The sequence below is a fragment of the Pseudomonas sp. 2VD genome (genome assembly GCF_005503585.1).
Taxonomy (GTDB): Bacteria; Pseudomonadota; Gammaproteobacteria; order Pseudomonadales; family Pseudomonadaceae; genus Pseudomonas; species Pseudomonas aeruginosa.
In genome coordinates this window covers 1-26,471 of record NZ_SCND01000043.1, presented here as the reverse complement: position 1 = coordinate 26,471, position 26,471 = coordinate 1, and the positions used below count along the sequence as shown (strand labels likewise).

Sequence of the window (26,471 nt, the reverse complement as noted above, 5' to 3'; positions counted from 1 at the left end):
GCCGGTCGTCGGCGGATGACGCTACGCGTCGTCCGTCCTACCAGGGTGTTTCGCCGGCGCCATCAGGCGCCGGCCGCCTCCAGGAAGTCCTGGGCGAAGCGTTGCAGTACGCCGCCGGCTTCGTAGATGGAGACTTCCTCGTCGCTGTCCAGGCGGCAGGTCACCGGCACTTCGAGCCGCTCCCCGTCGCGCCGGTGGATGACCAGGGTCAGGTCGGCGCGCGGCCGGCGAGCGCCGAGCACGTCGAAGGTCTCGCTGCCGTCGATCCCCAGGGTCAGGCGGGTGGTACCCGGCTTGAACTCCAGCGGCAGCACGCCCATGCCGATCAGGTTGGTGCGGTGGATGCGCTCGAAGCCCTCGGCGACGATCGCCTCCACCCCGGCCAGGCGCACGCCCTTGGCCGCCCAGTCGCGCGAAGAACCCTGCCCGTAGTCGGCGCCGGCGACGATGATCAGCGGCTGCTTGCGCTCCATGTAGGTCTCGATGGCTTCCCACATGCGCATCACCTTGCCTTCCGGCTCGACCCGCGCCAGCGAACCCTGCTTCACGCTGCCGTCGGCGTTGCGCACCATCTCGTTGAACAGCTTCGGGTTGGCGAAGGTCGCGCGTTGCGCGGTGAGGTGGTCGCCGCGGTGGGTGGCGTAGGAGTTGAAGTCCTCCTCGGGCAGGCCCATTTTCGCCAGGTATTCGCCTGCCGCGCTGTCGGCGAGGATCGCGTTGGACGGCGACAGGTGGTCGGTGGTGATGTTGTCCGGCAGCACCGCCAGCGGGCGCATGCCGCGCAGGGTGCGTTCGCCGGCGAGGGCGCCTTCCCAGTACGGCGGGCGGCGGATGTAGGTGCTCGTCGGGCGCCAGGCGTAGAGCGGGTCGACCTTCTCGCGCTCGCCGTGGGTGATGTCGAACATCGGGATGTAGACCTGGCGGAACTGCTCGGGCTTCACCGCCGCCCTGACCACCGCGTCGATCTCCTCGTCGCTCGGCCAGAGGTCCTTCAGGCGGATCTCCTTGCCGTCCGCCACGCCGAGCACGTCGCGCTCGATGTCGAAGCGGATGGTCCCGGCGATGGCGTAGGCCACCACCAGCGGCGGTGAGGCGAGGAAGGCCTGCTTGGCGTAGGGGTGGATGCGCCCGTCGAAGTTGCGGTTGCCGGAGAGCACCGCGGTGGCGTACAGGTCGCGCTCGACGATCTCCCGCTGGATCGCCGGGTCGAGGGCGCCGGACATGCCGTTGCAAGACGTGCAGGCGTAGGCCACCACGCCGAAGCCGAGGGCTTCCAGGTGCGGCAGCAGGCCGGCTTCGCGCAGGTATTCGGTGACCACCTTGGAGCCGGGTGCCAGCGAGGTCTTCACCCATGGCTTGCGGACCAGGCCGAGGCGGTCGGCGTTGCGTGCCAGCAGGCCGGCGGCGATCACGTTGCGCGGGTTGCTGGTGTTGGTGCAACTGGTGATCGCGGCGATGATCACCGCGCCGTCCGGCATCAGGCCCTCGGCTTCCTCGGCGCGGGCCCGCTCGAGGTTGCCGGCGATGCCTTTCGCCGCCAGTTCGCTGGTGGCGACCCTGGCGTGCGGATTGGACGGGCCGGCCATGTTGCGCACCACGCTGGACAGGTCGAACTTCAGCACCCGCTCGTACTCGGCGTCGACCAGGCTGTCGGCCCAGAGCCCGGCGGTGCGCGCATAGGCCTCCACCAGGGCGACCTGCTCGTCGTCGCGGCCGGTGAGGCGCAGGTAGTCGATGGTCTGCTGGTCGATGGCGAACATCGCCGCGGTGGCGCCGTATTCCGGAGCCATGTTGGAGATGGTCGCGCGGTCGCCGAGGGTCAGGCTGGAGGCGCCTTCGCCGTAGAACTCCAGGTAGGCGCCGACCACCTTCTGCTTGCGCAGGAACTCGGTCAGGGCCAGCACCACGTCGGTGGCGGTGATGCCCGGCTGGCGACGGCCGCTCAGCTCGACGCCGACGATGTCCGGCAGGCGCATCCAGGAGGCGCGGCCGAGCATCACGTTCTCCGCTTCCAGGCCGCCGACGCCGATGGCGATCACGCCCAGGGCGTCGACGTGCGGGGTATGGCTGTCGGTACCCACGCAGGTATCGGGGAAGGCCACGCCGTCGCGCGCCTGGATCACCGGCGACATTTTCTCCAGGTTGATCTGGTGCATGATGCCGTTGCCCGGCGGGATCACGTCGACGTTGCGGAAGGCCTGCTTGGTCCAGTCGATGAAGTGGAAGCGGTCCTCGTTGCGGCGGTCCTCGATGGCGCGGTTCTTGGCGAAGGCCTCGGGGTCGTAGCCGCCGCATTCCACCGCCAGCGAGTGGTCAACGATCAGTTGCACCGGCACCACCGGGTTGACCTGGGCCGGGTCGCCGCCCTTGTCGGCGATGGCGTCGCGCAGGCCGGCGAGGTCGACCAGCGCGGTCTGCCCGAGGATGTCATGGCAGACCACCCGCGCCGGGTACCAGGGGAAGTCGAGGTCGCGCTTGCGCTCGACCAGTTGGCGCAGCGAAGCCTCCAGGGTCGCCGGGTCGCAGCGGCGCACCAGGTTCTCGGCGAGCACGCGGGAGGTATAGGGCAGCTTGGCGTAGGCGCCGGGCTGGATCGCCTCGACCGCCTCGCGGGCGTCGAAGTAGTCCAGGCGGGTGCCGGGGAGCGGTTTGCGGTGTGCGCTGTTCATGGCTCGGACTCAATCACGGGGTGTTCGGAAGCGTGTCGCTCGCGCCGTGGCGCAGCCCACGCCGGCCTTTCGAATTCTGGGTGCGGCAACCGTCCGGCGCGCTCGCGTTCGGCGCGCCGGACGGCGTGGATCAGCGTTGCTCCAGCGGCACGAACGCGCGCTGTTCGACGCCGGTGTACTCGGCGCTCGGGCGGATGATGCGGTTGTTGGCGCGCTGTTCGAAGACGTGGGCGGTCCAGCCGCTGGTCCGCGAGCAGACGAAGATCGGCGTGAACAGCTTGGTCGGGATGCCCATGAAGTGATACGCCGAGGCGTGGTAGAAGTCGGCGTTGGGGAACAGCTTCTTCTGCTCCCACATGGTCTTGTCGATGGCTTCGGAAACCGCGAACAGGACCTTGTCGCCGACCTCGTCGGCGAGCTGCTTCGACCAACCCTTGATCACTTCGTTGCGCGGGTCGGAATCCTTGTAGATGGCATGCCCGAAGCCCATGATCTTGTCCTTGCGCTCGAGCATCTTCAGCAGCTCGGCGGTGGCTTCCTGCGGCGAAGAGAAGCGTTCGATCAGTTCCATCGCCGCCTCGTTGGCGCCGCCGTGCAGCGGGCCGCGCAGCGAGCCGATGGCGCCGGTGACGCAGGAGTAGAGGTCGGACAGGGTCGAGGCGCAAACCCGCGCGGTGAAGGTGGATGCGTTGAACTCATGCTCGGCGTAGAGGATCAGCGAGACGTTCATCACCTTCACGTGCAGCTCGCTGGGCTTCCTGCCGTGGAGCAGGGCGAGGAAGTGCCCGCCGATGGTCGGCTCGTCGCTGTTGCAGTCGATGCGCTGGCCTTCGTGGGTGAAGCGGTACCAGTAGGTCATGATCGCCGGGAAGGCGGCGAGCAGGCGGTCGGCGACGTCGCGCTGCTGGTCGAAGCTCAGCTCCGGTTCCAGGGTGCCGAGGACCGAGGCGCCGGTGCGCATCACGTCCATCGGGTGGGCGTCCTTCGGAATCCGTTCGAGAACTTCCTTCAGCGCCTGCGGCAGGTCGCGCTGGCCCTGGAGCTTCTTCAGGTAGGCGTCGAGCTGTTGCTTGTTCGGCAGTTCGCCGTAGAGCAGCAGGTAGGCGACTTCCTCGAAGATCGCCGCCGCCGCCAGGTCGCGGACGTCGTAGCCACGGTAGGTCAGACCGGCGCCTTCCTGGCCGACGGTGGACAGGGCTGTCTGGCCGGCCACCTGGCCACGCAGGCCGGCGCCACTCAGTACTTTTGCTTCAGCCATTGCTCTCTCCTTTCTTGAATTTTTTCTGGATGCTGCAACTCGGTTTCACGGGGTTCGCGGACCGGCGCTCAGGCGCACGCCGGGCTCGATGCTCAGGCGTTCTTCTTCTGCGCGAAGAGCGCGTCGAGCTTCTGCTCGAAGCTGTGGTAATCGATGCGATCGTACAGCTCCATGCGGGTTTGCATGGTATCGATCACGTTCTTCTGGGTGCCGTCGCGACGGATCGCGGTGTAGACGTTCTCCGCCGCCTTGTTCATGGCGCGGAAGGCCGACAGCGGGTAGAGCACCAGGGACACGTCGGCGGAGGCCAGTTCGTCGGTGGTGAACAGCGGGGTGGCGCCGAACTCGGTGATGTTGGCCAGCACCGGCACCTTCACCGCGGCGGCGAACTCCTTGTACATGGCCAGTTCGGTCATGGCTTCCGGGAAGATCATGTCGGCGCCGGCCTCGACGCAGGCGCAGGCGCGGTCGATGGCGGCCTGCAGGCCTTCCACGGCCAGCGCGTCGGTGCGCGCCATGATCACGAAGGAGTCGTCGCTGCGGGCATCGACGGCGGCCTTGATGCGGTCGACCATCTCCTGCTGCGAGACGATCTCCTTGTTCGGCCGATGGCCGCAGCGCTTGGCGCCGACCTGGTCCTCGATATGCATCGCAGCGGCGCCGAACTTGATCATCGACTTCACCGTGCGGGCGACGTTGAACGCCGAGGAGCCGAAGCCGGTGTCGACGTCCACCAGCAGCGGCAGGTCGCAGACGTCGGTGATCCGGCGCACGTCGGTGAGCACGTCGTCGAGGCCGCTGATGCCCAGGTCCGGCAGGCCCAGGGAACCGGCAGCGACGCCGCCGCCGGACAGGTAGATGGCCTTGAAGCCGGCGCGCTTGGCCAGCAGGGCGTGGTTGGCGTTGATGGTGCCGACCACCTGCAGCGGGTGCTCGGTGGCCACGGCTTCGCGGAAGCGCTGGCCGGGGGTAAGGGACGTCTGGCTCATCACGGACCTCTTAGACGGTGGAGGAAGCGGAGGCGAGCTTCGCCGGCTGGGGTTCCAGCTGGCGCTCGATATTGCGGCGCGACGCACTGATGTGGCGGCGCATCAGCAGCTCGGCCAGTTCGCCGTCACGGTCGGCGATGGCGTCGAGAATGCGGTGGTGTTCGGCGAAGGCCTGGCGCGGCCGGTTCGGTGTGGTCGAGTACTGGATGCGGTACATCCGCACCAGTTGGTAGAGCTCGCCGCAGAGCATGCGGGTGAGGGTGGCGTTGCCGCTGCCCTGGATGATCCGGTAGTGGAAGTCGTAGTCGCCTTCCTGCTGGTAATAGCCGCGCCCGGCCTGGAACGCCTCGTCGCGCTCGTGGGTGTCGAGCACCCGGCGCAGTTCGTCGATCTCGGCCTGGCTCATGCGCTCGGCGGCCAGTCGGCAGGCCATGCCTTCCAGGGACTCGCGGATCTCGTAGAGTTCGATCAGCTCGGCGTGGCTCAGCGACACCACCCGCGCCCCGACATGCGGCACCCGCACCAGCAGGCGCAGGCCTTCCAGGCGGTGGATCGCCTCGCGCAGCGGGCCGCGGCTGATGCCGTAGGTGCGCGCCAGCTCCGGCTCGGAGATCTTGCTGCCCGGCGCGATCTCGCCGCTGACGATGGCGCTCTGGATCTTGCGGAAGACGTGTTCCGACAAGGTCTCGCCGTCGTCATGGGCAATTTCGAGAGGGGGCGGGTTCTGGGTCATGGTACTGGCTGTCTGGGTCGATGTGTCGACAATGTTTGCGAAAGCTACCGCCTGGATTGCGTAGGGTCAATCATTCGTCGCTTGATTGTCGACAATCGTCTAATGCATCGCTGGTCTATGCTTTCCCCTCCAGCCGCTGTGCCAGGAGAGAGTTTCGTGGGCATCTATGACCGTTACGTGTTGCCGCGCCTGATCGACTTCGCCTGCGGCATGGGCGACGTGATGAAGCAGCGTTCGCTGCTGGTGCCGCGCGCCCATGGGCGGGTGCTGGAGATCGGTCTGGGCACCGGGCTCAACCTGGGCTTCTACGACGCGGCGAAGGTGTCGGCGATCGTCGGCGTCGACCCGGCCGCGCAAATGCAGGCGCTGGCCCGCGAGCGCGCGGCGCAAATCGGCATCCCGGTGGAAATGGTCGCCCTCGAGCTTGGCGAGATCCGCGCCGAGGCGGAAAGCTTCGACACCATCGTCTGCACTTTCACCCTTTGTTCCATCGCCGCGCCGCTGCCGGCGCTGGGCGAGATGCGTCGGGTGCTGAAGCGTGGCGGCGAATTGCTGTTCTGCGAGCACGGGCGCGCGCCGGACGCCTCGGTGCTGGCCTGGCAACGGCGCCTGACGCCCTGGTGGAAACCGCTGGCCGGCGGTTGTCACCTGGACCGCGACATGCCGGCCTTGCTGCGCGAGGCCGGCTTTCGCATCGACGAGCTGGAACAGGGCTACCTGCCCGGGCCGCGGCCGATGACCTACGTCTACCGCGGCGTCGCGCGCTGAATCCGGGCGGCGCTCAGAGCGCCTTGGGCAAGGGCGCGAACAGCGCGTCGATATCGGCCTCGTCGAGCTTCCAGCCGTCGCCGTTGCCTTCGCTGAACAGGCCGTCGGCGAGGGCGGCCTTTTCCTGCTGCAGGTGCTGGATCTTCTCTTCCACCGTGCCGCGGGCGATCAGCCGGTAGACGAACACCGGCTTGTCCTGGCCGATGCGGTAGGCGCGGTCGCTGGCCTGGTTCTCCACCGCCGGGTTCCACCAGGGATCGTAGTGGATCACGGTGTCCGCCGCGGTCAGGTTGAGGCCGACCCCGCCTGCCTTCAAGCTGATCAGGAACACCGGCACCTTGCCGCTCTGGAAGCGCTGTACCGGGGCGCGGCGGTCGCGGGTCTCGCCGGTCAGCAGGACGTAGTCGACGCCGCGCTGGCGCAGGGCGTCCTCGATCAGCGCGAGCATCGAGGTGAACTGCGAGAACAGCAGGACCCGGCGACCCTCGGCGATCAGTTCGTCGAGCATGTCGAGCAGGTAGGCCAGCTTGCCCGAGCTGAGCGCCCGGCCGCTGCGCGCGCCGTCTTCCTGGCGTTGCAGCAGGCGCGTGTCGCAGCAGACCTGGCGCAGCTTGAGCAGCGCCTCGAGGATCACGATGCGGCTGCGCGCCAGGCCGCGCCGGGCGATCTCCTCGCGGACCTTGCGGTCCAGCGCCAGGCGCACGGTCTCGTAGAGTTCGCGTTGCGCCTCGCTGAGTTCGACGAACTGGGTGAACTCGCTCTTCGGCGGCAGTTCCGAGGCCACCTGTTCCTTGGTCCGTCGCAGCAGGAACGGCCGCAGGCGCGCGGCCAGGTGGCTGAGGCGTGCCTCGTCGCCGTGCTTCTCGATCGGCGTGCGGTAGTCCTGGGCGAACTGGCGGGCGTCGCCGAGCCAGCCGGGCATCAGGAAATGGAACAGCGACCAGAGTTCGCCGAGGTGGTTCTCCAGCGGCGTGCCGGTCAGGCACAGGCGATGCCGTGCCGCCAGCTCGCGGGCGGCGACGGCGGCCTTGGTGGTGGCGTTCTTGATGTTCTGCGCCTCGTCGAGGATCAGCAGGTGGAACCGCCGCTTGCCCAGCTCGGCGGCGTCGCGTGGCAGCAGGGCATAGGTGGTCAGCACCAGGTCGTGCTCGTCGATGCGGGCGAAGTCGCGGCGCCGGCCGGCGCCGTGCAGGGCCAGCACGCGCAGATCGGGAGCGAAGCGCTCGGCCTCGTCCAGCCAGTTGGGGATCAGGCTGGTGGGCATCACCACCAGCGCCGGCGTGTCGAGCCGCCCGGCCTGCTTTTCCAGGAGCACGTGGGCCAGCGACTGCAAGGTCTTGCCCAGCCCCATGTCGTCGGCCAGCACGCCGCCGCTGTCGAGTTCGCGCAGGGTCTGCATCCAGCTCAGGCCTTCGAGCTGGTAGGGCCGCAGTTCGGCGCGCAGGCCTTGCGGCGGGGTCGCCGGACGAGCCTGGAAACTGCGTAGGCGGCGGGCGAAGTCGCGCAGGTTGTCGCCGCCTTCCCAGGCCAGCGGCAACTCGTCGAGATCGGCCAGGCGCGCCGCGTCCGGTGCGCCCAGGCGCAGCTTGCGCTGCGGTTCGGGGTCGCCCAGGTAGAAGTCGGAAAGCGTCGCCAGCACCGGCTTCAGGCGGCCGAAGGGCAGCGCCACGCGCAGCGGCGGGTTGAGTTCCAGGCGCAGCACCAGTTGCTCTTCGTCGGCGTGCCGGGCGAGGGCGCGCGGATCGAGCAGGGCCGGACTGCGGCGGATCAGCTCGGTCAGAGCCGGCAGCAGGCTGACCCGCTGTCCGGCGACCTGGATGCCCAGTTCCAGCTCGAACCACTGGCGGTCGTCGGCTTCCTCGACCTCGGCGTACCAGGCGTCGATGGGCGTCAGGTCGTAGGCGAAGTCAGCGCGGATGTCGATGAACCAGCCCTGCTGGCGCAGGCGCGGCAGGTCGTCCTGCATGAAGTGCAGCCAGGCGTTGTCGCCGGGCAGTTCGAACATCTCGCCGGCGCTTTCCTCGAGCGCGTCGCTGCGCCGGGTCGCCGGCTTGAAGCCGAGGCGGCGCAGGGTCTCGCGGTATTCCTGCTCGTGCGCCGGACGCCGTTCGATACGCCGCTGGGCCTCCCGTGGCTCGCTGCCGGGACGCCCGGAAACCGCCTCGCCGGCATAGATGAAGGCCAGCGCCGCGCGGTGCCGGGAAATGCTCTGCATGCGTCCGCTGCGCAGGTCGTAGCCGCTGTGCACGTGGCTGCCGAGGGTCAGCCGCGCATACGGCCGGGCCGGGTCGATGGCCAGGCTGAGCTGGGTGTCTGGGGCGGAGGGTGAAGTCATCCGGTATGTCCTTCGGCGGAACCAGCCGAAACCGCAAACAGCCGATATTACCAAGCTCGACGCGCTTGCGCAGAGCGGAGATGGACGTATGGCGAGGCGGGCGGGGACGGCGGGATACGACCCGCTCTCGTCGGACCCCGGCAATCCCAGGCGTGCCGCGACCTGGCGGTCGTCCGGAGCAAGTACAAATGCGAACGTAATTGAGATACAGTCGCAAACCTTCCGAATCGACGACCGCCTCGCCACCCGCGAGCGCGGCGTCGCCGTGCCAGCCAGACGAGGTAGCGACGATGCAAGGCCCTGTTTCCACCCGGGACGCCGCCTCATGACCAGCCAGGCCCTGGCCGGCGGACTGTCCGTCACCGGCCGCATCCTCGTCGCGGTCCTGCTTGGCTACGCGCTGGCCTATGCGGTCACCGCCTGCCTGAGCATCTACCTGCCGCTGCCGCGTCCCGACCGGGTCTCGTTCGGCAGCCTCGGCTGCTTCGCCGTGTGGGTCGCGGCCATCGTCTACGCCTTCGCCGCGCGCAGCGCCTGGCGCGCCTGCTGGGTGCTGGCGCTGGCCAGCCTGGCGCTGGGCGGCCTGGCCTGGCTCGGCCTCGACTACGGAGCGCGTCCATGAACCTGCGTCAATCGATGTCCGGCCTGCATACCTGGTCGGGGCTGCTGGTCAGCTGGCTGCTGTTCGTCATCGTCTTCGCCGGCAGCCTGGCCAGCTTCGACAAGGAGCTGACCCGCTGGATGCAGCCGGACCTGCACCTGCCCGGCGCGCAGTAGCTGGGCGCCGACCAGGTGCGCGACTGGTTGCGCCAGCGCGCCCCCGATGCCCATGCCTGGTGGATGCTGCCGCCGAGCGAGCGGGCGCCCTACTGGAACGCCGGCTGGGAGCCACGCGACGGCAGCGAGTTCAAGGTCTTTCAGCTGGACGCGGTGAGCGGCCAGCCGCTGCCGAAGACAGTCGGCGGCGAGTTCTTCTTCACCCTGCACTACGACCTGCACGCCGGCATGGTCGGCCTGTACATCGTCGGCATCGCCGGGATGCTGATGCTGGTGGCGCTGGTCAGCGGGACCATCGTGCACCGGCGGATCTTCAAGGACTTCTTCACCCTGCGCCCGCAGGCGGCGCGGCAGCGCGCCTGGCTCGACGCGCACAACGTGCTGGGGGTGATCGGCCTGCCGTTCCACCTGATGATCGCCTACACCGGCCTGGTGATCTTCATCGTCTACTACATGCAGGCGGGCCTGCAGGTGGTCTACCAGAACGATGGCGAGCGCTTCTTCCATGAAGTGCAGGGCTCCTACGAACGCGAGGAAGTCGGCCGCCCGGCGGGGCCGCCGGCGTCCATCGACGGCCTGATCGTCGAGGCCGGCAAGGTCTGGGCCGACGGCGGCGCGCCGGGCTGGATCAGCGTCCACCATCCCTATGACGAGGCGGCCACCGTGGACATCCGCCGGCGCGACGCCTCGCGCATCCTCGACGACCAGCGCACGGTCAACTTCGATGCCTCCAGCGGCGAACTGCTGCATGCCCAGCCGTCCTATGCGCCCGGCTACGCCACCTACGGCTGGCTGACCGGCCTGCACATGATCCAGTGGGGCGGCCAGTTGGTGCGCTGGATGTACCTGTTGCTCGGGCTGTCCGGGGCGATGATGATCTTCGGCGGGTTGCAGGTCTGGCTGGCCAAGCGCGAGGCTCGCGGCAGTCGCGGCATTGGTCTGGTGCGGGCGCTGAACCTGGCGGTCTGCGGCGGCCTGCCGCTGGCCAGCCTGGCGCTGCTGTGGGGCAACCGCCTGCTGCCGACGCAACTGGCCGGCCGCGACACCTGGGAGATCCGCGTGTTTTGCGCCAGTTGGGCGCTGGTCGCGCTGTGGGCCATCGTCCGCCGCAACAGCGGGACCCTCGGTCGCACGCAACTGCGCCTCGCCGCCGTGCTGGCGCTGGGCCTGCCGCTGCTCGGCCTGCTGCGTAGCCCGGAAGGCAACCTGCTGGCCAGCCTGCAGCGCGGCGACTGGTTTCTGGCCGGCGTCGACCTCAGCCTGCTGGGCCTCGGCCTGCTCTGCGCCTGGCTCGGCTGGCGACGTCGGCAAGCGTCGAGCAAGCCCGCCCGGCGACGCCTGAACGTCCAGGAGGTGGCCTGATGCTGCTGGTCTTCGGCCTCAACCTGCTGGCCTTCACCGCTCTCTGCCTGGCCATGAACCGCCACCACAAGAACCTCCTCGGCCACCAGCCGTCGGCTTCCCGGGTGCTTCTGCTACGCGGCGTGGCGCTGCTCGACCTGGGTCTGGCGCTGGCCTTCTCGATCCACCGGCAGGGCGTGGAGATCGGCATCGTCTTCTGGTCCTGCCTGCTGATGCTGGCGGCCGGCACGCTGGTCCTGCTGCTCGCCTGGCGGCCACGCTGGGCATTGCCTTGCGCCGCCGGAGTGCCGTTGCTCGGCGGGGTGCTGGCGCTGCTGCGCTGAAGGGCGCGCCGCCCATCCGTGCCTCGGGGGCGGCCCGGTCCAGCGTCTATGCTGGTGGTCGTGCTTTCCCCCGGAGGTATGCGCCATGCACACGCCCGCCAGCAACACCGTCGCCAGCGTCATTCCCTGCCTGCGTTACCGCGATGCGCCGGCCGCCATCGACTGGCTGTGCCGGACCTTTGGCTTCCAGCGCAAGCTGGTGGTGCCCGGCGAGGACGGACAGGTGCTCCACGCCGAGTTGACCTACGCCAGCCCGAACGGCGCCAACGGCATGCTGATGCTCGGTTCGAGCGTCCGCGACAACGCCTACGGTCGGCTGATGCGGCACGTCGACGAAGCCGGCGGCAATACCCAGAGCCTCTACCTGGTGGTCGCCGATCCCGACGCCCTGTTCCGCAGCGCCCAGGCCGCCGGCGCCGAGATCGTCATCGACATCAAGGACGAGGACTACGGCGGTCGCGGCTTCACTTGCCGCGATCCGGAGGGCCACGTCTGGAGCTTCGGCAGCTATGATCCCTGGGCATGAGGCCCCGTCCATTCACCACAGGAGACGCTGCATGAAAACGCTCACGCTGATCGATGGCCAGGAGGTCGCCGCCATCGGCCAGGGTACCTGGCATATCGGCGAGCAGCCCGGCGAACGCAAGCGCGAGGTCGCGGCGCTGCGCGAAGGCATCGAACTGGGGATGACGCTGATCGATACCGCCGAGATGTACGCCGAGGGCGGCGCCGAGGACGTGGTCGGCGCGGCTATCGCGGGACGCCGCGAAAAGGTCTTCCTGGTCAGCAAGGTCTACCCGCACAACGCCAGCCGCAAGGGTCTGCCGGCGGCCTGCGAGCGCAGCCTGCGCCGGCTCGGTTGCGAAACCATCGACCTCTACCTGCTGCACTGGCAGGGCCGGTATCCGCTGGAGGAAACCATCGAAGCCTTCGAGCGGTTGCGCGACCAGGGCAAGATCCTGCGCTGGGGCGTGTCCAACTTCGACCTGGGCGACATGTACGAACTGGACGGCAGCGCCTGTGCCGCCAACCAGGTGATGTACAACCTGGAGGAACGCGGTATCGAATACGACCTGCTGCCCTGGTGCCAGGAGCGCGGCATGCCGGTGATGGCCTACTGTCCGGTGGGGCAGGGCGGCAGGCTGCTACGGCACCCGGCGCTCGGCGAGATCGCCGCGCGCCACGACGCCAGCAGCGCCCAGGTCGCCCTGGCCTGGCTACTGGAGCAGGGGGTGATCGCGATCCCGAAGGCGGTGACGTCCGCTCACATCCGCCAGAATGCGGCGGCGGCCGACCTGGAACTGAGCGCCGACGACCTGCGGGCGCTCGACCAGGCGTTCCCGCCACCTACCCGCAAGCGAAACCTGGCGATCGTCTGAGTGGAGTACGGGAGAAACGGCCTGCGCTTGTTTCCCCTGGCCGCGGGAATATGACGAAGTTGCCGAGGAAATATTTAAAAAGGAATAAGTAAATATTTATTTCCTGCGTGGGAACTTTCTTCAACTTAACCTGTATTTTTCGCTGTCCCACAAAAAAGCCCCGTCGGGGACGGGGCTTTTCCTTGCATTCGCGCTGATGCTTGCATGATTCAGGCAGCCAGTGTTTTCTTGCGAACTCGATTGATCACTTCTTCCATTTTGCCGGAGTCGTCGTACTGCTCCGGATACAGGCGCTCGCTGTGGCAGGCCACGCCATGCTGGTCAACGATGGTGAAACTGAAGTTTCCTTTACGAGTTGCCTGGATCAGGCAGTCGAACGGCGCAAATGCGGCGGTTAGGGTGCGAATTGCATCCTGAGTACGATGTTGAATAGACATATTCTTATGTTCCTTTACTTTCACGCTTATGGAGCAGCGTATATTGCAAATGTTCCCGCTCCGTGACAGTGCCAAGAAAGCTTTGTGTCGGGGGAACGTACTGGTTATGCCGGCTTTTTTCGAAAAGAGCAAGCTGGCAGTTCAGGTACTAATCAGAGGATCGATTGGCAGGAAAGTTTCCAGGCCAGGATCCTGATCAATCTGCGGGTGGTATTGCGGGACGCCGGTCTTCCCATCGGCCCTGCGTGGCAGGGGATTGCTTCAGAAGAGTGGCGACCGAAGAACCATCGGAAGGCTGTAACCCTGATGGTAGAGCCCTTTTCATCTGTGGGCCCGGTCGTGGGGTAAAGCCTGATTGACTTTCAGTTTGGTACGCAGTCCCGGATTCTATGTCTTTCGACGAAGAAAGGCCAGGACATTTTTTGAGCAGATGTCGCCCCGGCGGCGGGAATGTTTGAGCATTTGTTTCGGCGGACGCCTGCCAACCGGGCAAAGGTTATGGGCCTGGCGTCGGCGGCGCGTGGCAGGATTGCCGTTCCATCGCCGCGCCGAGGTTATCCATGCCGTCGCCCGCTCGCACGCTGCTCGTGGCCTTCGTGTCCGCCTGGTTCCTGCTGGGTGGGCTGGGCCATTTCGTCTTCACCGATTTCTTCGTCGGCATCGTCCCGCCCTACGTGCCCTGGCCGCTGGCGGCGGTGTGGGTCAGCGGGGTCTTCGAACTGCTCGGCGCCGCCGCCCTGCTGTTGCCGGCATGGCGCCGGCTGGCGGCGTGCGGGCTGTTCATCCTGACCCTCTGCGTGACCCCGGCCAACCTCTACATGTGGCAGCACCCCGACCTGTTCCCATCCTTCCCGCCGACGCTGCTGGCCGCTCGCCTGGCGCTGCAGGCGTTCCTCCTCGGCTGCATCCTGGCGCTGATGCTGGCGCGGGACGAGGCGCCGCTGGCACAACGCTAGGCGCAGGCGAAAAAAAGCCACTGTGCGGGGGTGGACAGTGGCCGGGAATGCCAGGAGATGGAGGAGCAATCGGACCTGGCGTGGATAGAGTAGTAGCCGCTCTGTCGAGGGTCTGTATGGCTATTGGTGAACTTTGTGAAGAAGTGCAAAGTAGAGCGGCCAACGGACGAACGGTGTTGCACGCGGCGGGACGCTCGCGGTAGTTTTTTCCCATGATCACGTTTCCCGTGGTCGCCCTCGAAGCCCGGCCCCAGCGCCGGGCTTCGTCGTTTCCGCCCGCCGCGCAACCGGACGCAGCGGGCGGCGACCGCTGCGAAAGGCTCTGGCGTGCGCCCGCACGGCGTCCGGCCAACTTAAAGTTCGGTTGTGCCGGGTGCTGTCATAACGCCATCGTTCAGTGGCCTCGGTGAGCCCCCGTACCCCCAGTTCGCTGGGGCTTGCCTTTGGTGTATCCCTTTTGCCCGGCCGCGTGCCGGGCTTTTTTATGCCCGGTCTTCTTCCTTCCGGTTTAGCCGGGGCCCGCGTTTCCTTGGCCGGCCCCTGAACCTCATCGCTGCATCGACGTCCCTAGCTACAGGCGAGCCTGTGGCCGGGGGCTTTCCATCATCCGCAAAAAGGTGAAAACCATGCTGACCATCGACTACAACAGCTATCGCACCACTACCCCCTACGGCAAACGCGTGCGCTTCCTGGTGCTGCACTACACCGCGCTCGACTTCGCCGCCTCGGTCAAGGCGCTGACCACCGGCGCCGCCAGCGCCCACTACCTGATCCCGGCGCCGCACGACCCCAGCTACAAGGCCGCTGGCTTCAAGGGCCAGCGCATCTTCAACCTGGTCGCCGAGGAAGACCGCGCCTGGCACGCCGGCGTCAGCGGCTGGGCGCGCCGCGACAACCTCAACGACACCTCCATCGGCATCGAGATCGTCAACCTCGCCCGCGACGACGACGGCGTGTTCACCTTCCCCGACTACGAGCGCTCGCAGATCAACGCACTCAAGCAACTGGCGAAGAACATCCTGCAGCGCTACCCGGACATGACCCCGAAGAACGTGGTCGGCCACTCCGACATCGCCGTCGGGCGCAAGTCCGACCCGGGTCCGAAGCTGCCCTGGAAGGAACTCTACGAGGCCGGTATCGGCGCCTGGTATGACGACGCCACCCGCGATCGCTATCGCGAAGGCTTCGAGCGCGACGGCCTGCCGCCGCGCGCCGACCTGCTGGAGGCGTTCCGCCTGTACGGCTATGCGCTGCCGGCGACGGTCGACGACGCCTACTTCGCCAGCCTGCTGCGCGCCTTCCAGATGCATTTCCGCCCGGAGAACTACGACGGCGCGCTGGATGTGGAGACGGCGGCGATCCTCTACGCTCTGAACGAGAAATACCCGGCCTGAGCCATTAACCGCGAGCGGCCGCCCGATGCGGCGGCCGCTCCCTTGCCCACCCCCATGGAGGACTTGCCATGACTGCCGTCGCACAGGTCGTCGCCAAGGCGGAAATGCTGATCCGCCGCCCCATCGCCGAGGTCTTCGAAGCCTTCGTCGATCCGGCCATCACCGCCAGGTTCTGGTTCAGCCGCGGCGATGCCCGCCTCGAAGCCGGGAAACGGCTGCGCTGGCACTGGGACATGTACGGGGTTTCCCAGGAAATCGAAGTGAAGGACCTGCAGACGAACCGCCGCATCCTCATCGAATGGCCGAATGGCGACAGCAACCCTTCCCAGGTGGAGTGGCTGTTCGAGGAACTGCCCGGCGCCGGGACCTTCGTCAGCATCCGCAACAGCGGTTTCGTTGGCACCCCGGAAGAAGTCATCCCGCGGGTGGTCGACGCCACCGAAGGTTTCACCCTGGTGCTGGCCGGACTCAAGGCCTGCCTGGAGCATGGCATCGCCTTGAACCTGGTGGCCGACCGTTTTCCCCGCGGCCTCGATGGCTGAGCATTGCCTGAGTGCGCGTCCCGCACCGCGCAGCGTGCCCTCAGGCAATGCTCAGCCGAACGCGAAGTCGGCCAGCAGTTGCAGGTTCAGGCCGACGATCGCCAGCGCTACCGCCCAGGCCAGCCACCGGGTCCCGGTGCCGATCGCCAGCGGGCCCATCAGGCGCCGGTCGGAAACGAACTGTAGCAGCGGGATCACCGCCAGCGGCAACTGCATCGACAGGATCACCTGGCTGAAGATCAGCAGCCGCGCGGTGCCGTCCTCGCCGTAGAGCAGGGTCACCAGCAGCACCGGCAGCACCGCGACGCCACGGGTCAGCAGGCGCCGCGCCCAGGGCGCCAGGCGCAGGCGGAGGAAGCCCTCCATGACGATCTGCCCGGCCAGGGTGGTGGTGACCGTCGAGTTGAGGCCGGACGCGAGCAGCGCCACGGCGAACAGCAGCGAGGCGAGTTCCAGGCCGAGCAATGGCGAGAGCAGCGCGTGGGCCTGCTCGATATCGACCACCTCGGTGTGCCCGTTGCGGTGGAACACGCTGGCGGCGACGATCAGGATCGCCGCGTTGACCAGCAGCGCCAGGGTCAGCGCCAGGCTGCTGTCGGCCACCGCCCAGCGCAGCGCCTGGCGCTTGCCGGCAAGGCTGCGCGGGTAGGCGCGGCTCTGCACCAGCGAGGAATGCAGGTAGAGGTTGTGCGGCATGACGGTCGCGCCGACGATGCCGATCGCCAGGTACAGGGCAGCCGGGTCGCTGAGCACCCGCGGGCTCGGCAAGAACCCTTGGAGCACCTCGCCGAGTTCGGGACGCGAGAGCAGCAACTGTACCGCGAAGCAGGTGAAGATCAGTGTCAGCAACGCCACCACGAAGGCCTCCAGCGGCCGCTGGCCACGTCCGATCAGGACCAGCACCAGCAGCGCGTCGCCCACGCAGAGCAACGCGCCCCAGGCCAGCGGCAGGCCGAACAGCAGCTTCAGGGCGATGGCGGTGCCGATCACCTCGGCCAGGTCGCAGGCGATGATCGCCGTCTCGCAGGCCAGCCACAGCAGGCGGCAGGTGCTCGGCGAGTAGCGTTCGCGGCAGGCCTGGGCCAGGTCCAGGCCGCTGGCGATGCCCAGGCGCGCGGACAGCGCCTGCAGCAGCATCGCCATCAGGCTGGAGAGCAGGATCACCGAGAGCAGCAGGTAGCCCAGCTGCGCGCCGCCGGCGACGTCGGTGGCCCAGTTGCCCGGGTCCATGTAGCCCACCGCGACCAGGTAGCCGGGGCCGGCGAAGGCCAGCAGGCGGCGCCACCAGTGGCCGCCACCGGGGACTTCGACCGGCTGGGCGCGACCGGGCTCGGCGGCCTGGGGGGCCGGGGTATCCTTCGCGGACATGACGAAGCTCCTGCCGGACGCGTGCCGGCGCTGCGCGCGCCTTTCCCGGCGCGCCGTGGCGCGCAGGTTGGGCGAGCGGCTCAGGGGGCAGGAAGGAGGAAGTCGGTCAGGCCGAGGCCGCCAGTTGCCGGTGCAGGTCCGGCAGGTCGCTGGCGATCAGGTCCCAGTCCTGCTCGGCGGCGAGGTCCTGGGTCTGGCCGGGGCCGTATTCCAGCGGCCGGGCGATGAACGCGGTCTTCAGGCCGAGGGCGCGCGCGGCCTTGAGGTCGTAGTTGTGCGCCGCGCAGAGCATCACCTCCTGCGGCGGCAGGTCGAGCAGGCGGCAGGCGCCGAGGTAGACCTGCGGGTCGGGCTTGTAGTGGCCGAACAGGTCGGCGCACAGCAGCATGTCCCAGGGCAGCCCGGCGTGCCGCGCGACGTCGAGCATCAGCGCGGTGTTGCCGTTGCTCAGCGCGGCGAGCCAGTAGTCGGCCTTCAGCGCGTGCATCCCGGCGAGCGTGTCCGGCCACGGCCGCAGGCGGTGCCAGAAGCCAGTGATGCGTTGCAGCAGGGCCTCGTCCAGCGCCAGGCCGAACTCTCCGGCCAGGGCCTCGAGACTCTGCCGGTGCAACTGGTCGAGGTGCTGCCAGGGCGCCTGACCGTTGCGTACCCGGTCCATCGCCGGCTTGTATTGCTGGCGCCAGCGGTCGGTCAGTTCCACGCAGGGCAGGGTTCCGCCGAGTTCGCGCTCCAACGCCTGGAACTGCTCGATCAGGCTGGAACGCCAGTCCACCAGGGTACCGAACACATCGAACAGGATCGCGCGCATCGTGCCTCCTCGGCCGTGGCCGTCATCGCTTCAGTGCTTCTGTGGCAGCGCCGTGGGCAGGCCGCGGCCGCTCCAGGCAGTGACCACAAGGGCTACCGCCGCCATCAGGCAGAGTGCCAGCCAGCCGGGGACGAAGCTGTGGCTGAAGTCCTTGAGCAGCCCCAGCGCCGGCGGCGCGAGAACGATCGCCAGCTGGTTGATGGCCATCGCCAGGCCGAGGGCGAAGCCGGTCTTGCCGACCGGCGCGGTATCCGCCACATAGGCCACCCAGGGACCGTACCAGCCGAAGCCGAAGAAGCCCAGCCAGGCCACTACCAGGCCCATCCCCAACGGTGATTGCAGGGGCAGCAGGACCAGCGCCAGCAGGCCGAGGATCACCGCGCCGAGGCAGACCATCACCGGGAAGTAGCGCCCGGCGCGGCAGCGGTCGCTCCAGGCGGCCAGCAGGATGCGCCCGGCGACGCCGCTGCCCTGGGCGACGAACAGCAGGGTCGCGGCCATGCCGATGCCGATCTCCAGGGTCTCGTGCAGGTAGAGTACGGTGAACACCAGGATGCCGTACTGCACCGAGATCAGCGCCACCCCGGAACAGACGATGTTCTTCATCGCCGGGTCGGTGATCATCGCCAGCCGCGACTTCACCACCGCGCCCAGGTCGCGTTCGGCGGGGTTCGCGCCGGGCGCGGGGGCGTCCGGCGGGGTGCGGTAGAAGAGCATGAAGGCCAGCGCGCCGAGGAACGCCACCAGGCCGCCGGCGAGGAATGCGCTGCGCCAGCCGTAGATCCCCGCCAGGTACGGCAGCAGCGCGGCGGACAGCGCGCCGCCCAGCGGCAGCCCGGCCTGGCGGATGCCCATGGCGAAGCCCAGCTGGGTCTTGGCGAACCAGCGCGACACCGACTTGCTGCCGCCCGGCTGCGCCGTGCTGTAGCCGGCGCCGACGACCACCAGGAACAGCAGGATGGTCAGGTAGTCGGTGGCCCACAGCGAGGCGCAGAGGGCCAGCGCGACGATCAGCGTGCCGAGGCCGACCACCAGCCGTTCGGAGTAGCGGTCGAGCAGCTCGCCGGCCACCAGCAGGCCGACGATCGGCACCAGCTGCGCCGCCGACACCAGCAGGCCGATCTGCAGCGACGAGAGTTGCAGGTCGTTCTGGATGAACACGGCGATCGCGCCGATGCCCTGGACGAAGAAGCAGGCGCAGGCCTGGGCGAAGGTGGCGATCAGCAGGATGACCCAGCGGTAGCGCTGGGTCGGGTTCGCGGCGAGGGCGGCGGTCACTGGACGAACTCCCGTGCGAGGGTGAAGTTGGCTTCGCCGAGCGGATGCAGGCGCTGCAGCGACAGGTATTCGCCGAGGGTGCGTTCCATGCCCATGCGCTGGAAGATCCGTTCGCCGTCGAGCTCGGCCTCGGCGCCGTTGGCGCGCAGTTCGTCGAGGGCCTGGCGCAGCAGCTGGCAGTTGTCGCTGAGCGTCACCCGGCCGTCATCGTCCACCGCGTAGGGCGTGTCCTCCATGCCGACCCGCAGCACGTCGACCTGGCTGTCCGCCTGCGCGGCATAGGCGGCCAGCCGGCGCACCGCGCAGAGCGGGGTGCCGGCGCGAGGGCCGACGTCGAGCGGCCGGAAGTGCTGCGCGGCATGCTGCGGCATCACCGCCGCGCCGACCGTGATGCTGACCTTGCGCTTGCGCACGCCGGGTTCGCCGATGTCGTACTCCAGGCTCTTGGCGCTCTCGATCACCGCGCGGAACTGCTGGTAGGTTTCCGGGAACGGCAGGCGTGGCGAGAAGCCGAACAGCAGGATCACGTTCAACTGGCCGGAACCGCCCAGGCGCAGGCGCGGGTGCTCCACGGCGAAACGGGTCATGGCGTAGCTGCGCACATGCTGCACCCACTCCACCTCGTGGAACAGGCCGAGCTTCTGGCGCGCCTGGATGGCGTTGCGGTAGACCTGGAACTGGGTCATCGGCGAGGTCACCCCGTAGTCGGCGCCCTTGCTGGTGGAGTGGGTCTGCAACTCGGCCTTTTCCAGCGCCGTCGACGGCTGGTAGTCGCGCAGGTCGGCGAGGAAGGCCGGGCTCGAGGCATAGTCGAGGTCGAGCTTGCGCCTTTGCTTCTCCAGCTCGCAGATCACCTGCAATTCGATGGCCGCCTGGATCGTCACGAAGTGCGCACCACCCAGGTGCAGCGGGATGGCGCAGTGGCTGACCCGCTCCCACTCGCCGAAGCGGCGGATGTTCTCCTGCACCTCGCTGCCGTTGCGGCTGGCGCCGAAGCTCAGCATCAGGTCGGGGAAGCGGTTCTGCAGGGCGCGGCTGACCGCCTGGTAGATGTCGTTGTCGGTGGTCTGTTCCTGGGTCAGCGGGTTGCGCGCGTGATAGTGGTAGTAGCGGCAACCCATCTCGTAGAGCTGGCGCGCTTCGTCCAGCAGTTCGCCGGGGGCGGTGCGGATGGTGGCGCCGGTGCAGATGCTGTCGAGCAGGCGGTCGCCGGTGGCGGCGTGGTTGCGCGGGGTGAACTTGGCGCCGGTGGAGGCGCATCCGAGAATCAGGGTTTTCCGGGATCCGGTCATGGTCGTCTTTCCTCCATTCATCATTCCATTGAGGGCGGAGCGGTCCGCGGCGGACCGAAAGGCTGCCCAGGGCGTCGAAAGTCGTCGGTGTCTCAGGCAGGTGAAAGATGTCGCTGGCGGGATCGTTATGCGTTGTTCTACGAGAGGGATTTAAACCGCATGGCGGCGGCCGTGCGCGGCGCATTCGGCAACGCTCGTTGCCGCCGGCACAAAGACCTTGCGCAAATCGCCCGGCGTTGCGCCAACCGCCGGCACGGCGGCGCAACGTTGCCATTCGCGCAAGGTCGCTCAACTGGCGGCGCGCTGTCGCAGGCAATCCTCCAGGGCCTCGCCGAGGCGCTCGATCTCGCCGTCGTCGGTCAGGTAGTGCGGAGTCAGGCGCAGTACCCCCGGCAGCGCCTGCTCGCGCAGCGCCCAGCGGGCATATTGCGGGCCGATGTAGGAGGCGTTCACGCCGCGCGCGTGGAGGCGCTTCAGCCATTGCTCGCCGCTCAGTTCGGGGGCCGCGTAGGTCATCAACGCGCTGGCGTGCGGCCCTTGTTCCAGTGGCGTCCAGCCGAGCCGGCGGTAGAGCTGCTGGGCGATGCGTTCGCGCAACTGGCGGTTGCGTCGGGCGATGCGCCGGACATCGGTCTGCAACAGGTAGTCGCAACTGGCCTTGAGCGCCAGGCGCAGCCCCGGGTTGAACTCCGAGCATTCGAAGCGCCGCGCGTCATCCCGCGCCTGCAGGGCGAAGGCGTCGCTCCATTGCGCGCCGCCGACGTCCAGCCCGTCGGGCAGGGCCAGGCGCTCCAGGGCACGTTCGCCGAGATAAAGCACGCCGAGTCCCTTCGGTCCGCGCAGCCACTTGCGCGGCGGGAACACCAGCACGTCGCAGCCGATCGCCTCCACCGCCAGCGGCAACTGGCCGACCGCATGGCTGGCATCGAGGAAGAACAGCCCGTCATGGGCGCGGATGCGCTCGGCCACCCCCTCCAGTGCGGTAGCCGCGCCATGCCCGGTGGGCACCGCGCTGAGCGACAGCAGCGGCGTCTGGCCGGGGGCGAGGTCGTGCAACTGCTCGTCGAGCCGTTGCAACAGCTGTGCGGCGTCGCCGCGCGCGTCGATCAGGCGCAGCTCCAGCCCGCGCTGCTGGCGCGCGGCGAGCAGGCACAGGCTGTTGGAACCGTATTCGTCGAAGCTGCTGATCGCCCGTATCCGTGGATGGGCGGCCAGGGCCGCGGCAAAGGCCACCGACCATGCGCGGCTGGCGCAGTCGAGCAGGGCGATGTGCCGTGGCTGGGTGCCGAGCACCCGCGCGACGCTGTCGCGGACCGCCTGCAAGGGCTCGGCGAAATGCTCGGCGGCGCGCTGCACGCCCCAGCGCCGCTCGGCTTCCAGCCAGCTGTCGAGGGCCTCGTAGAGCACCTGCGGCGGCAGACTGGCGGAGCCGTGGGCGAAGTGCGCGTAGCTGCCCCAGGCCGGGGTCTCGCGGCGCAGGCGCAGCAGTTCGTCGGCACCGAAGGCGTCGGGGCCGGCGGGGAAGAGCGCGCTCATGGCCGCACCGCCGCGATCAGTTCCACCTCCACCGCGGCGCCGCGCGGCAGCTCGGCCACGCCGACGGCGGCGCGGGCGTGGCCGCCGCGCGCGCCGAGCACCTCGTCGAAATACTCGCTGGCGGCATCGATCACCGCCGGCTGCTGGACGAAACCCGCCGCGCTGGCGACGTAGCCGGTCACCTTGAGCAGCCGCTCGACCCGTTGCAGGCCGCCCAGCGCCTCCTCCAGCGCCAGCAGGCAGCGCGCCGCGCAGAGCCGGGCGGCCTGGCGGGCCTGTTCCAGGTCGAGTTCGCTGCCGACCTTGCCGGTCCAGCGCAGCTCGCCGTGCTGGCGCGGCAACTGGCCGCTGACGTAGGCGATGCCGGCGTGGAGCACCACCGGCTGGTAGGCGCCGCCGGCGACGATGGCCGGAGCGGGGGATGTCTGCATGGTCCTGTCCTCGTGGCGGACCCGCCCGGCCACGATGCTCGGGCGGGTCGATGGCTGGAAAAGCGCGACCTCACTACTGTGGGCCGGTTTTCCCGGTCTGTTTTGCGGGAGTCGACGAGCTGCTTGCCAAATCGGCAAAACAAACCGAACTTTAGCCTTGCAACAGGCACCGCCGCGCGAAGTAGACTGAAAACGCCCGACCGTTGAGGAACGCGCAACGATGATCGACCTGGTGATGCTCAAGGACTTCCTCGTCCTCTGTCGGATCAAGAGCTTCAGCCGTGCGGCGCAGGAGTGCCATGTCTCCGTGTCCGGGCTCAGCCGGCGTATCCAGACCCTGGAACAGTGGCTCGGCGCGCCGGTCTTCGAGCGCCACAAGCACGCCCTCGAACTGACCGAGGCCGGCCGCCAGTTGCAAGGCGTGGCGCAGGACGCGGTGCGCGCCCTGGACAACCTGCGCCAGTCGATCCGCGAGCGCGACGAAGACGCCCAGCGGCGCATCCGTTTCTGCGCCCCGCACATCCTCTCCTCGGTGTTTTTCCCGCACTGGATTCCGCGTCTGCAGGCGGACTTCCGCAGCGCCAAGTTCAGCGTCGACTGCGATTACCTGCCGCAATGCCTGTCGCGCCTGCGCGACGGCTCGGTGGACTACGTGGTGGCGTTGCTCGACGAAGGCGAGGCGGTGTCGCGCCGCCTGGGCATCGACAGCGAAGCCGAGTTCCAGCGCCTGGAGCTTGGTCACGAACAACTGGTGGCGGTCTGCGCGCCGGACGCCGCCGGCCAGCCGCTGTTCAACCTCGACCGCCTGCAGACCGAAGCGCTGTCGTTCCTCGGCTACTCCGAGGAATGCCACCTGGGCTGGGCCCTGGAACCGCTGCTGCGCGACAGCGGCCTGTTCCTCCAGCGCCATCACAGCTCCAGCCAGACCGAGGGGCTGCGCTTCTTCGCCCAATCGCGCCTGGGCGTCGCCTGGCTGCCGCATACCCTGGTCCGCGAGGACCTCGCCAGCCGTCGCCTGGTGCGCGCCGGCGGCCAGCGCTTCGACGTACCGCTGCGCTACACCCTGATCCGTCGCCGCCTGCCGCTACCCGGCGAGGCCGAACGCCTGTGGACCTTCCTCGGCGAGCTGGCGCGCCCGGCGCCGCGCTACGCGGTGGTCGGCGCGGCCTCCTGAGCCGCCGTCTCGGCGAGCAGGGCGCGGCGGAATTCACCGACCAGGTCGTCCTGCGCCGAACCGCTGCGGCTGACCATCACCAGCTCGCGCTGGAATTCCAGCGCGCCCAGTTCGATCACCCGTACCCGCGCCGGCTCGCGTAGCCACAGCCCGGCCCGGGGCAGCAGCGCCACGCCGAGACCGTTCTCCACCATCCGCGCGATCGCGTCGATCTCGTCCAGCTCCATCACCTGGCGCGGCCTGAGCTGCTGCGCCTCGAGGAAATCGCCCACCAGGCGACCGCCGAAGGACACATGGTCGTAGCGGATGAACGGTTGCGTGCGCAGCAATTCCAGCGCATCCGTCGCGGTGCATTGCGGCGGCGCGATCAGCACGAACGGCTGGCGCTCCACCTGTTGCGCGGAGAGCCCGCGCGGCAGGTTGAACGGCGGGCGGATGAGGATCGCCAGGTCCAGTTCGGCGGCGTCCACCTGGTCCAGCAGGTGCAGCGAGACGCCCGGCACCACCTGCGGCTCGATGTGCGGCGCCTGTTCGGCGAGGCGCTTGAGCACTTCCGGCAGCAGCCCGGTCTGCGCCGTGTTCACCGCACCGATGCGCAGGCGTCCGCGCGGGCTGTCGCCCTGGCCGATGCCGTCGAACAGCGCGAGGATCTGCTCGGCCGTACGCACTGCCTGCCGCCCGGCCTCGTTCAGGTGCGCCGCGCGCGGCGTGCGCTGGAACAACTCGACGCCGACGCTGCGTTCCAGCGCGCGGATCTGCGCGCTCACCGCCGACTGCGTCAGCCCCACCTGTTCCCCCGCCGCGGCGAAGGAGCCCCGGCGCGCCACGGCGACCAGGGTGCGGAGTTCGCGGATCATCCAAGCCTCGAAAAAAGTGTTGCTCAGTCGAAATATTATGCGCTTTCCATCGAAATCGACACGGCAAATAATCCCGGCACACCCACAGAGGAACCGCGCCATGAGCCTGATGCCCTTCCACCTCGCCATCCCTGTCCACGACCTGCCGGCCGCCCGGCGCTTTTACGGCGAAGTCTTCGGCCTGAGCGAAGGCCGCTCCGCCGAGCACTGGGTCGACTTCGACTTCTTCGGCCACCAGTTGGTCATCCACCAGCACCCGCAGACCGACTCCCAGCGCCACGCCGGCAGCAACCCGGTGGACGGCCACGACGTGCCGGTGCCACATTTCGGTGTGGTCCTCGCCTGGGACGACTGGCACGCCCTGGCCGAACGCCTGAAGCAGCGCGGCACCCGCTTCGTGATCGAGCCGTACATCCGCTTCAAGGGCCAGGTCGGCGAGCAGGCCACGCTGTTCCTCTTCGACCCCTGTGGCAACGCGCTGGAGTTCAAGAGCTTCCGCGACATGGACCAGTTGTTCGCCAAGTGAGATTGCCGGCGCTCCGCCTGGAGGCTGCGCTTACTGCGCGCAGTCCGTGCAGAACTCCAGCGCCGCGCAGCTGGACTGCTCGTCCGGCAGGCTCGACGTCGCGCACTCTTTCTTGCGCACCACGCTGCCCAGCGGCGCCAGCTTGAACCGCTTCGGCGGCGGGCTGGCCGGCTTTGCGCTTTCCGGCCCGTCGAGGTCGGGCTTGAAGGCGTGTTCAAGGTCGCCCAGGCGTTCGTCCAGGGTGGCGGAGGAGGCGAGGGCGGGCGTCAGGGCCAGGATGAGCAGGAGAACGCGGTAGGGCATGGGGTTTCCGGTGTGGGTGGCGATGCGCTGGAGCCGGGCACGGCATCCCCGCATGACGAGGAATCGAAGCGGCCATTCAAGGCGATTGCGTGTTGGCGATGGGATGCGCTCGCCCTCTGTTTTGTAGTGGTCAACCCATCCCGGACAGTGGGTTGAGTTTTTCTTCGGCCACCGCAGGTGGTAACCCGTCGTTGAATTGATGCGGCCTGATCCAGTTGTAGCGGTGCATCAAGTAATGACTGATGTCCCGTTGGGCCTCCTGCGCCGTCAGGTAACCCGTTGACGGGACCCACTCCGACTTCAGACTGCGGAACAGGCGCTCCATCGGCGAGTTATCCCAGCAATTCCCTCGGCGACTCATGCTCTGCTGCATCCGATAGCGCCAGAGCCGTTGCCGAAACAGGCGGCTGGCGTACTGGCTGCCCTGGTCTGAATGGAACAGCACCTGCTGTGGCCTGCCGCGCTGTTCGTAGGCCATGTCCAGGGCCTTGATCACCAGTTCGGCATCCGGCTTGGCCGAGAACGCCCAGCCGATCACCCGCCGGGTATGCAGATCCAGCACCGCGGCCAGGTAGTGCCAACGGCCTTGCGCCCAGACGTAGGTGATGTCGCCACACCACACCTGATTGGGATGCTCGGTCGCGAATTTGCGGTTCAGCCGATTCGGGATATCCGGCCGCTCAACCGTGGCCTGTTTGTAGGCGTGCGAGCCCGGTTGCTTGCTGACCAGGCCCAGCTCACGCATCAACCGACGCACTCGGAAACGGCCGATGGTCACGCCCTCTTCGCGCAGCATGCCCAGAATGCTGCGGCTGCCGGCCGAGCCCCGACTCTGGCTGAACAACTGGTTGACTTGGCTGCGTAGCGCCACGCGGCGAGCATCGACACGCCGCCGTCGAAGACGGTGGACGTAGTAGCAAGACCGCGCCACATCGAAAGCTGAACAGACCACTTCCACCGACTCCTGCTCACTCAA

The 26,471-nt window shown here is 68.2% G+C and carries 25 protein-coding genes and 1 pseudogene; 11 read left to right on the top strand and 15 right to left on the bottom strand.

The window, feature by feature from the left end:
• Nucleotides 1-62: 62 nt before the first annotated feature.
• The 4 genes from acnD to FFS27_RS07585 all read right to left on the bottom strand — a co-directional run bounded on the left by acnD (nt 63) and on the right by FFS27_RS07585 (nt 5,649).
• Nucleotides 63-2,669 carry a Fe/S-dependent 2-methylisocitrate dehydratase AcnD gene (gene acnD / locus FFS27_RS07600; RefSeq protein WP_021264292.1) on the bottom strand — a complete coding sequence of 869 codons (2,607 nt, stop codon included), beginning with the start codon at nt 2,667-2,669 and terminating at the stop codon, nt 63-65.
• Between the two features lie 130 nt (nt 2,670-2,799).
• Nucleotides 2,800-3,927, bottom strand: a complete 1,128-nt coding sequence (prpC, locus tag FFS27_RS07595; protein ID WP_003085628.1) for a bifunctional 2-methylcitrate synthase/citrate synthase — start codon at nt 3,925-3,927, stop codon at nt 2,800-2,802.
• Between the two features lie 92 nt (nt 3,928-4,019).
• Nucleotides 4,020-4,916 (bottom strand): methylisocitrate lyase, encoded by an 897-nt coding sequence (gene prpB, locus FFS27_RS07590; protein ID WP_003103044.1) that lies wholly within the window; start codon nt 4,914-4,916, stop codon nt 4,020-4,022.
• Between the two features lie 10 nt (nt 4,917-4,926).
• Nucleotides 4,927-5,649, bottom strand: coding sequence for a GntR family transcriptional regulator (locus FFS27_RS07585; protein ID WP_003085635.1), 723 nt, complete (start codon nt 5,647-5,649; stop codon nt 4,927-4,929).
• Nucleotides 5,650-5,766: 117 nt separating this feature from the next.
• On the opposite strand from FFS27_RS07585, the gene FFS27_RS07580 reads away from it, so the two are divergent.
• The gene (locus FFS27_RS07580) at nt 5,767-6,417 is read left to right on the top strand and encodes a class I SAM-dependent methyltransferase (RefSeq protein WP_003118644.1); all 651 of its coding nucleotides are present in this window, start codon (nt 5,767-5,769) and stop codon (nt 6,415-6,417) included.
• Between the two features lie 13 nt (nt 6,418-6,430).
• Here the strand turns inward: FFS27_RS07580 and FFS27_RS07575 are convergent, their stop codons facing one another.
• Nucleotides 6,431-8,422, bottom strand: coding sequence for a DEAD/DEAH box helicase (locus FFS27_RS07575; protein ID WP_003140910.1), 1,992 nt, complete (start codon nt 8,420-8,422; stop codon nt 6,431-6,433).
• 655 nt (nt 8,423-9,077) lie between these two features.
• On the opposite strand from FFS27_RS07575, the gene FFS27_RS33195 reads away from it, so the two are divergent.
• The 5 genes and pseudogenes from FFS27_RS33195 (at nt 9,078) to FFS27_RS07550 (ending at nt 12,593) form a co-directional block, all read left to right on the top strand.
• Nucleotides 9,078-9,374, top strand: a complete 297-nt coding sequence (locus FFS27_RS33195; RefSeq protein ID WP_003085639.1) for a DUF3649 domain-containing protein — start codon at nt 9,078-9,080, stop codon at nt 9,372-9,374.
• Nucleotides 9,371-10,891, top strand: a pseudogene (locus tag FFS27_RS07565) (PepSY-associated TM helix domain-containing protein). The gene FFS27_RS33195 and the pseudogene FFS27_RS07565 overlap by 4 nt, the downstream one beginning before the upstream one ends.
• Entirely contained in the window at nt 10,891-11,214 is a 324-nt protein-coding gene (locus tag FFS27_RS07560; RefSeq protein WP_004364132.1) for a DUF3325 domain-containing protein, read from the top strand. Before FFS27_RS07565 ends, FFS27_RS07560 begins: the two are co-directional and overlap by 1 nt.
• An 85-nt stretch (nt 11,215-11,299) precedes the next feature.
• Nucleotides 11,300-11,740 carry a VOC family protein gene (locus FFS27_RS07555; protein WP_003085641.1) on the top strand — a complete coding sequence of 147 codons (441 nt, stop codon included), beginning with the start codon at nt 11,300-11,302 and terminating at the stop codon, nt 11,738-11,740.
• A 31-nt stretch (nt 11,741-11,771) separates the two neighbouring features.
• A complete protein-coding gene (locus tag FFS27_RS07550; protein WP_015503436.1) occupies nt 11,772-12,593 on the top strand; it encodes an aldo/keto reductase in 822 nt (273 codons plus the stop codon).
• 209 nt (nt 12,594-12,802) lie between these two features.
• Here the strand turns inward: FFS27_RS07550 and FFS27_RS07545 are convergent, their stop codons facing one another.
• A complete protein-coding gene (locus FFS27_RS07545) occupies nt 12,803-13,030 on the bottom strand; it encodes a hypothetical protein (RefSeq protein WP_003085644.1) in 228 nt (75 codons plus the stop codon).
• A 560-nt stretch (nt 13,031-13,590) separates the two neighbouring features.
• On the opposite strand from FFS27_RS07545, the gene FFS27_RS07540 reads away from it, so the two are divergent.
• The 3 genes from FFS27_RS07540 to FFS27_RS07530 all read left to right on the top strand — a co-directional run bounded on the left by FFS27_RS07540 (nt 13,591) and on the right by FFS27_RS07530 (nt 15,922).
• Complete coding sequence (locus FFS27_RS07540; RefSeq protein WP_021264296.1) at nt 13,591-13,986, top strand: DoxX family protein; 396 nt, start codon at nt 13,591-13,593, stop codon at nt 13,984-13,986.
• 626 nt (nt 13,987-14,612) lie between these two features.
• Entirely contained in the window at nt 14,613-15,380 is a 768-nt protein-coding gene (gene ampDh3, locus FFS27_RS07535; RefSeq protein WP_003114198.1) for an N-acetylmuramoyl-L-alanine amidase AmpDh3, read from the top strand.
• A gap of 68 nt (nt 15,381-15,448) precedes the next feature.
• Nucleotides 15,449-15,922, top strand: a complete 474-nt coding sequence (locus FFS27_RS07530; RefSeq protein WP_003085649.1) for an SRPBCC family protein — start codon at nt 15,449-15,451, stop codon at nt 15,920-15,922.
• Nucleotides 15,923-15,973: 51 nt separating this feature from the next.
• Here FFS27_RS07530 and FFS27_RS07525 read toward each other — a convergent pair whose 3' ends face one another.
• The 6 genes from FFS27_RS07525 to FFS27_RS07500 form a co-directional block, all read right to left on the bottom strand.
• Nucleotides 15,974-17,290, bottom strand: a complete 1,317-nt coding sequence (locus FFS27_RS07525) for an Nramp family divalent metal transporter (protein ID WP_023101495.1) — start codon at nt 17,288-17,290, stop codon at nt 15,974-15,976.
• A 106-nt stretch (nt 17,291-17,396) separates the two neighbouring features.
• Nucleotides 17,397-18,098: a haloacid dehalogenase type II gene (locus FFS27_RS07520; RefSeq protein WP_003116497.1), complete on the bottom strand. Its 702-nt coding sequence runs from the start codon at nt 18,096-18,098 to the stop codon at nt 17,397-17,399.
• Between the two features lie 30 nt (nt 18,099-18,128).
• A complete protein-coding gene (locus FFS27_RS07515; RefSeq protein ID WP_003085654.1) occupies nt 18,129-19,376 on the bottom strand; it encodes an MFS transporter in 1,248 nt (415 codons plus the stop codon).
• On the bottom strand, nt 19,373-20,668 hold the full coding sequence (locus FFS27_RS07510) for a 3-keto-5-aminohexanoate cleavage protein (RefSeq protein ID WP_003118649.1): 1,296 nt from the start codon (nt 20,666-20,668) through the stop codon (nt 19,373-19,375). Before FFS27_RS07510 ends, FFS27_RS07515 begins: the two co-directional genes overlap by 4 nt.
• A 288-nt stretch (nt 20,669-20,956) precedes the next feature.
• A complete protein-coding gene (locus tag FFS27_RS07505; protein WP_009315276.1) occupies nt 20,957-22,204 on the bottom strand; it encodes an aminotransferase class V-fold PLP-dependent enzyme in 1,248 nt (415 codons plus the stop codon).
• Entirely contained in the window at nt 22,201-22,635 is a 435-nt protein-coding gene (locus FFS27_RS07500) for a RidA family protein (protein WP_003158601.1), read from the bottom strand. The genes FFS27_RS07505 and FFS27_RS07500 overlap by 4 nt, the downstream gene beginning before the upstream one ends.
• A gap of 220 nt (nt 22,636-22,855) precedes the next feature.
• Here FFS27_RS07500 and FFS27_RS07495 point away from each other — a divergent pair, with 220 nt between their 5' ends.
• Entirely contained in the window at nt 22,856-23,809 is a 954-nt protein-coding gene (locus tag FFS27_RS07495; RefSeq protein ID WP_003085661.1) for a LysR family transcriptional regulator, read from the top strand.
• On the opposite strand, the gene FFS27_RS07490 is transcribed toward FFS27_RS07495, so the two are convergent.
• Nucleotides 23,782-24,666: a LysR family transcriptional regulator gene (locus FFS27_RS07490; protein ID WP_023101494.1), complete on the bottom strand. Its 885-nt coding sequence runs from the start codon at nt 24,664-24,666 to the stop codon at nt 23,782-23,784. The two genes, FFS27_RS07495 and FFS27_RS07490, sit on opposite strands and share 28 nt — an antisense overlap.
• Nucleotides 24,667-24,766: 100 nt before the next feature.
• Between FFS27_RS07490 and FFS27_RS07485 the strand changes: the two genes are divergently transcribed.
• Nucleotides 24,767-25,192, top strand: coding sequence for a VOC family protein (locus FFS27_RS07485; protein WP_003116492.1), 426 nt, complete (start codon nt 24,767-24,769; stop codon nt 25,190-25,192).
• A gap of 30 nt (nt 25,193-25,222) precedes the next feature.
• Here the strand turns inward: FFS27_RS07485 and FFS27_RS07480 are convergent, their stop codons facing one another.
• Both FFS27_RS07480 and FFS27_RS07475 read right to left on the bottom strand, forming a co-directional pair.
• Complete coding sequence (locus FFS27_RS07480) at nt 25,223-25,495, bottom strand: hypothetical protein (protein ID WP_015647856.1); 273 nt, start codon at nt 25,493-25,495, stop codon at nt 25,223-25,225.
• Between the two features lie 130 nt (nt 25,496-25,625).
• On the bottom strand, nt 25,626-26,471 hold an 846-nt coding region (locus tag FFS27_RS07475), incomplete at its 5' end, for an IS3-like element IS222 family transposase (RefSeq protein ID WP_137951962.1).

What these genes read in the sequence shown, in the direction of transcription:
- prpC (WP_003085628.1), bottom strand. Translation starts at nt 3,927, where the DNA reads ATGGCTGAAGCAAAAGTACTGAGTGGCGCCGGCCTGCGTGGCCAGGTG.
- FFS27_RS07500 (WP_003158601.1), bottom strand. Translation starts at nt 22,635, where the DNA reads ATGCAGACATCCCCCGCTCCGGCCATCGTCGCCGGCGGCGCCTACCAG.
- FFS27_RS07495 (WP_003085661.1), top strand. Translation starts at nt 22,856, where the DNA reads ATGATCGACCTGGTGATGCTCAAGGACTTCCTCGTCCTCTGTCGGATC.
- FFS27_RS07490 (WP_023101494.1), bottom strand. Translation starts at nt 24,666, where the DNA reads ATGATCCGCGAACTCCGCACCCTGGTCGCCGTGGCGCGCCGGGGCTCC.
- FFS27_RS07520 (WP_003116497.1), bottom strand. Translation starts at nt 18,098, where the DNA reads ATGCGCGCGATCCTGTTCGATGTGTTCGGTACCCTGGTGGACTGGCGT.
- FFS27_RS07525 (WP_023101495.1), bottom strand. Translation starts at nt 17,290, where the DNA reads ATGTCCGCGAAGGATACCCCGGCCCCCCAGGCCGCCGAGCCCGGTCGC.
- FFS27_RS07550 (WP_015503436.1), top strand. Translation starts at nt 11,772, where the DNA reads ATGAAAACGCTCACGCTGATCGATGGCCAGGAGGTCGCCGCCATCGGC.
- FFS27_RS07480 (WP_015647856.1), bottom strand. Translation starts at nt 25,495, where the DNA reads ATGCCCTACCGCGTTCTCCTGCTCATCCTGGCCCTGACGCCCGCCCTC.
- FFS27_RS07545 (WP_003085644.1), bottom strand. Translation starts at nt 13,030, where the DNA reads ATGTCTATTCAACATCGTACTCAGGATGCAATTCGCACCCTAACCGCC.
- FFS27_RS07505 (WP_009315276.1), bottom strand. Translation starts at nt 22,204, where the DNA reads ATGAGCGCGCTCTTCCCCGCCGGCCCCGACGCCTTCGGTGCCGACGAA.
- FFS27_RS07580 (WP_003118644.1), top strand. Translation starts at nt 5,767, where the DNA reads ATGCTTTCCCCTCCAGCCGCTGTGCCAGGAGAGAGTTTCGTGGGCATC.
- FFS27_RS07575 (WP_003140910.1), bottom strand. Translation starts at nt 8,422, where the DNA reads ATGTTCGAACTGCCCGGCGACAACGCCTGGCTGCACTTCATGCAGGAC.
- FFS27_RS07540 (WP_021264296.1), top strand. Translation starts at nt 13,591, where the DNA reads ATGCCGTCGCCCGCTCGCACGCTGCTCGTGGCCTTCGTGTCCGCCTGG.
- ampDh3 (WP_003114198.1), top strand. Translation starts at nt 14,613, where the DNA reads ATGCTGACCATCGACTACAACAGCTATCGCACCACTACCCCCTACGGC.
- FFS27_RS07530 (WP_003085649.1), top strand. Translation starts at nt 15,449, where the DNA reads ATGACTGCCGTCGCACAGGTCGTCGCCAAGGCGGAAATGCTGATCCGC.
- FFS27_RS07485 (WP_003116492.1), top strand. Translation starts at nt 24,767, where the DNA reads ATGAGCCTGATGCCCTTCCACCTCGCCATCCCTGTCCACGACCTGCCG.
- FFS27_RS07555 (WP_003085641.1), top strand. Translation starts at nt 11,300, where the DNA reads ATGCACACGCCCGCCAGCAACACCGTCGCCAGCGTCATTCCCTGCCTG.
- FFS27_RS07585 (WP_003085635.1), bottom strand. Translation starts at nt 5,649, where the DNA reads ATGACCCAGAACCCGCCCCCTCTCGAAATTGCCCATGACGACGGCGAG.
- acnD (WP_021264292.1), bottom strand. Translation starts at nt 2,669, where the DNA reads ATGAACAGCGCACACCGCAAACCGCTCCCCGGCACCCGCCTGGACTAC.
- prpB (WP_003103044.1), bottom strand. Translation starts at nt 4,916, where the DNA reads ATGAGCCAGACGTCCCTTACCCCCGGCCAGCGCTTCCGCGAAGCCGTG.
- FFS27_RS07510 (WP_003118649.1), bottom strand. Translation starts at nt 20,668, where the DNA reads ATGACCGGATCCCGGAAAACCCTGATTCTCGGATGCGCCTCCACCGGC.
- FFS27_RS07560 (WP_004364132.1), top strand. Translation starts at nt 10,891, where the DNA reads ATGCTGCTGGTCTTCGGCCTCAACCTGCTGGCCTTCACCGCTCTCTGC.
- FFS27_RS33195 (WP_003085639.1), top strand. Translation starts at nt 9,078, where the DNA reads ATGACCAGCCAGGCCCTGGCCGGCGGACTGTCCGTCACCGGCCGCATC.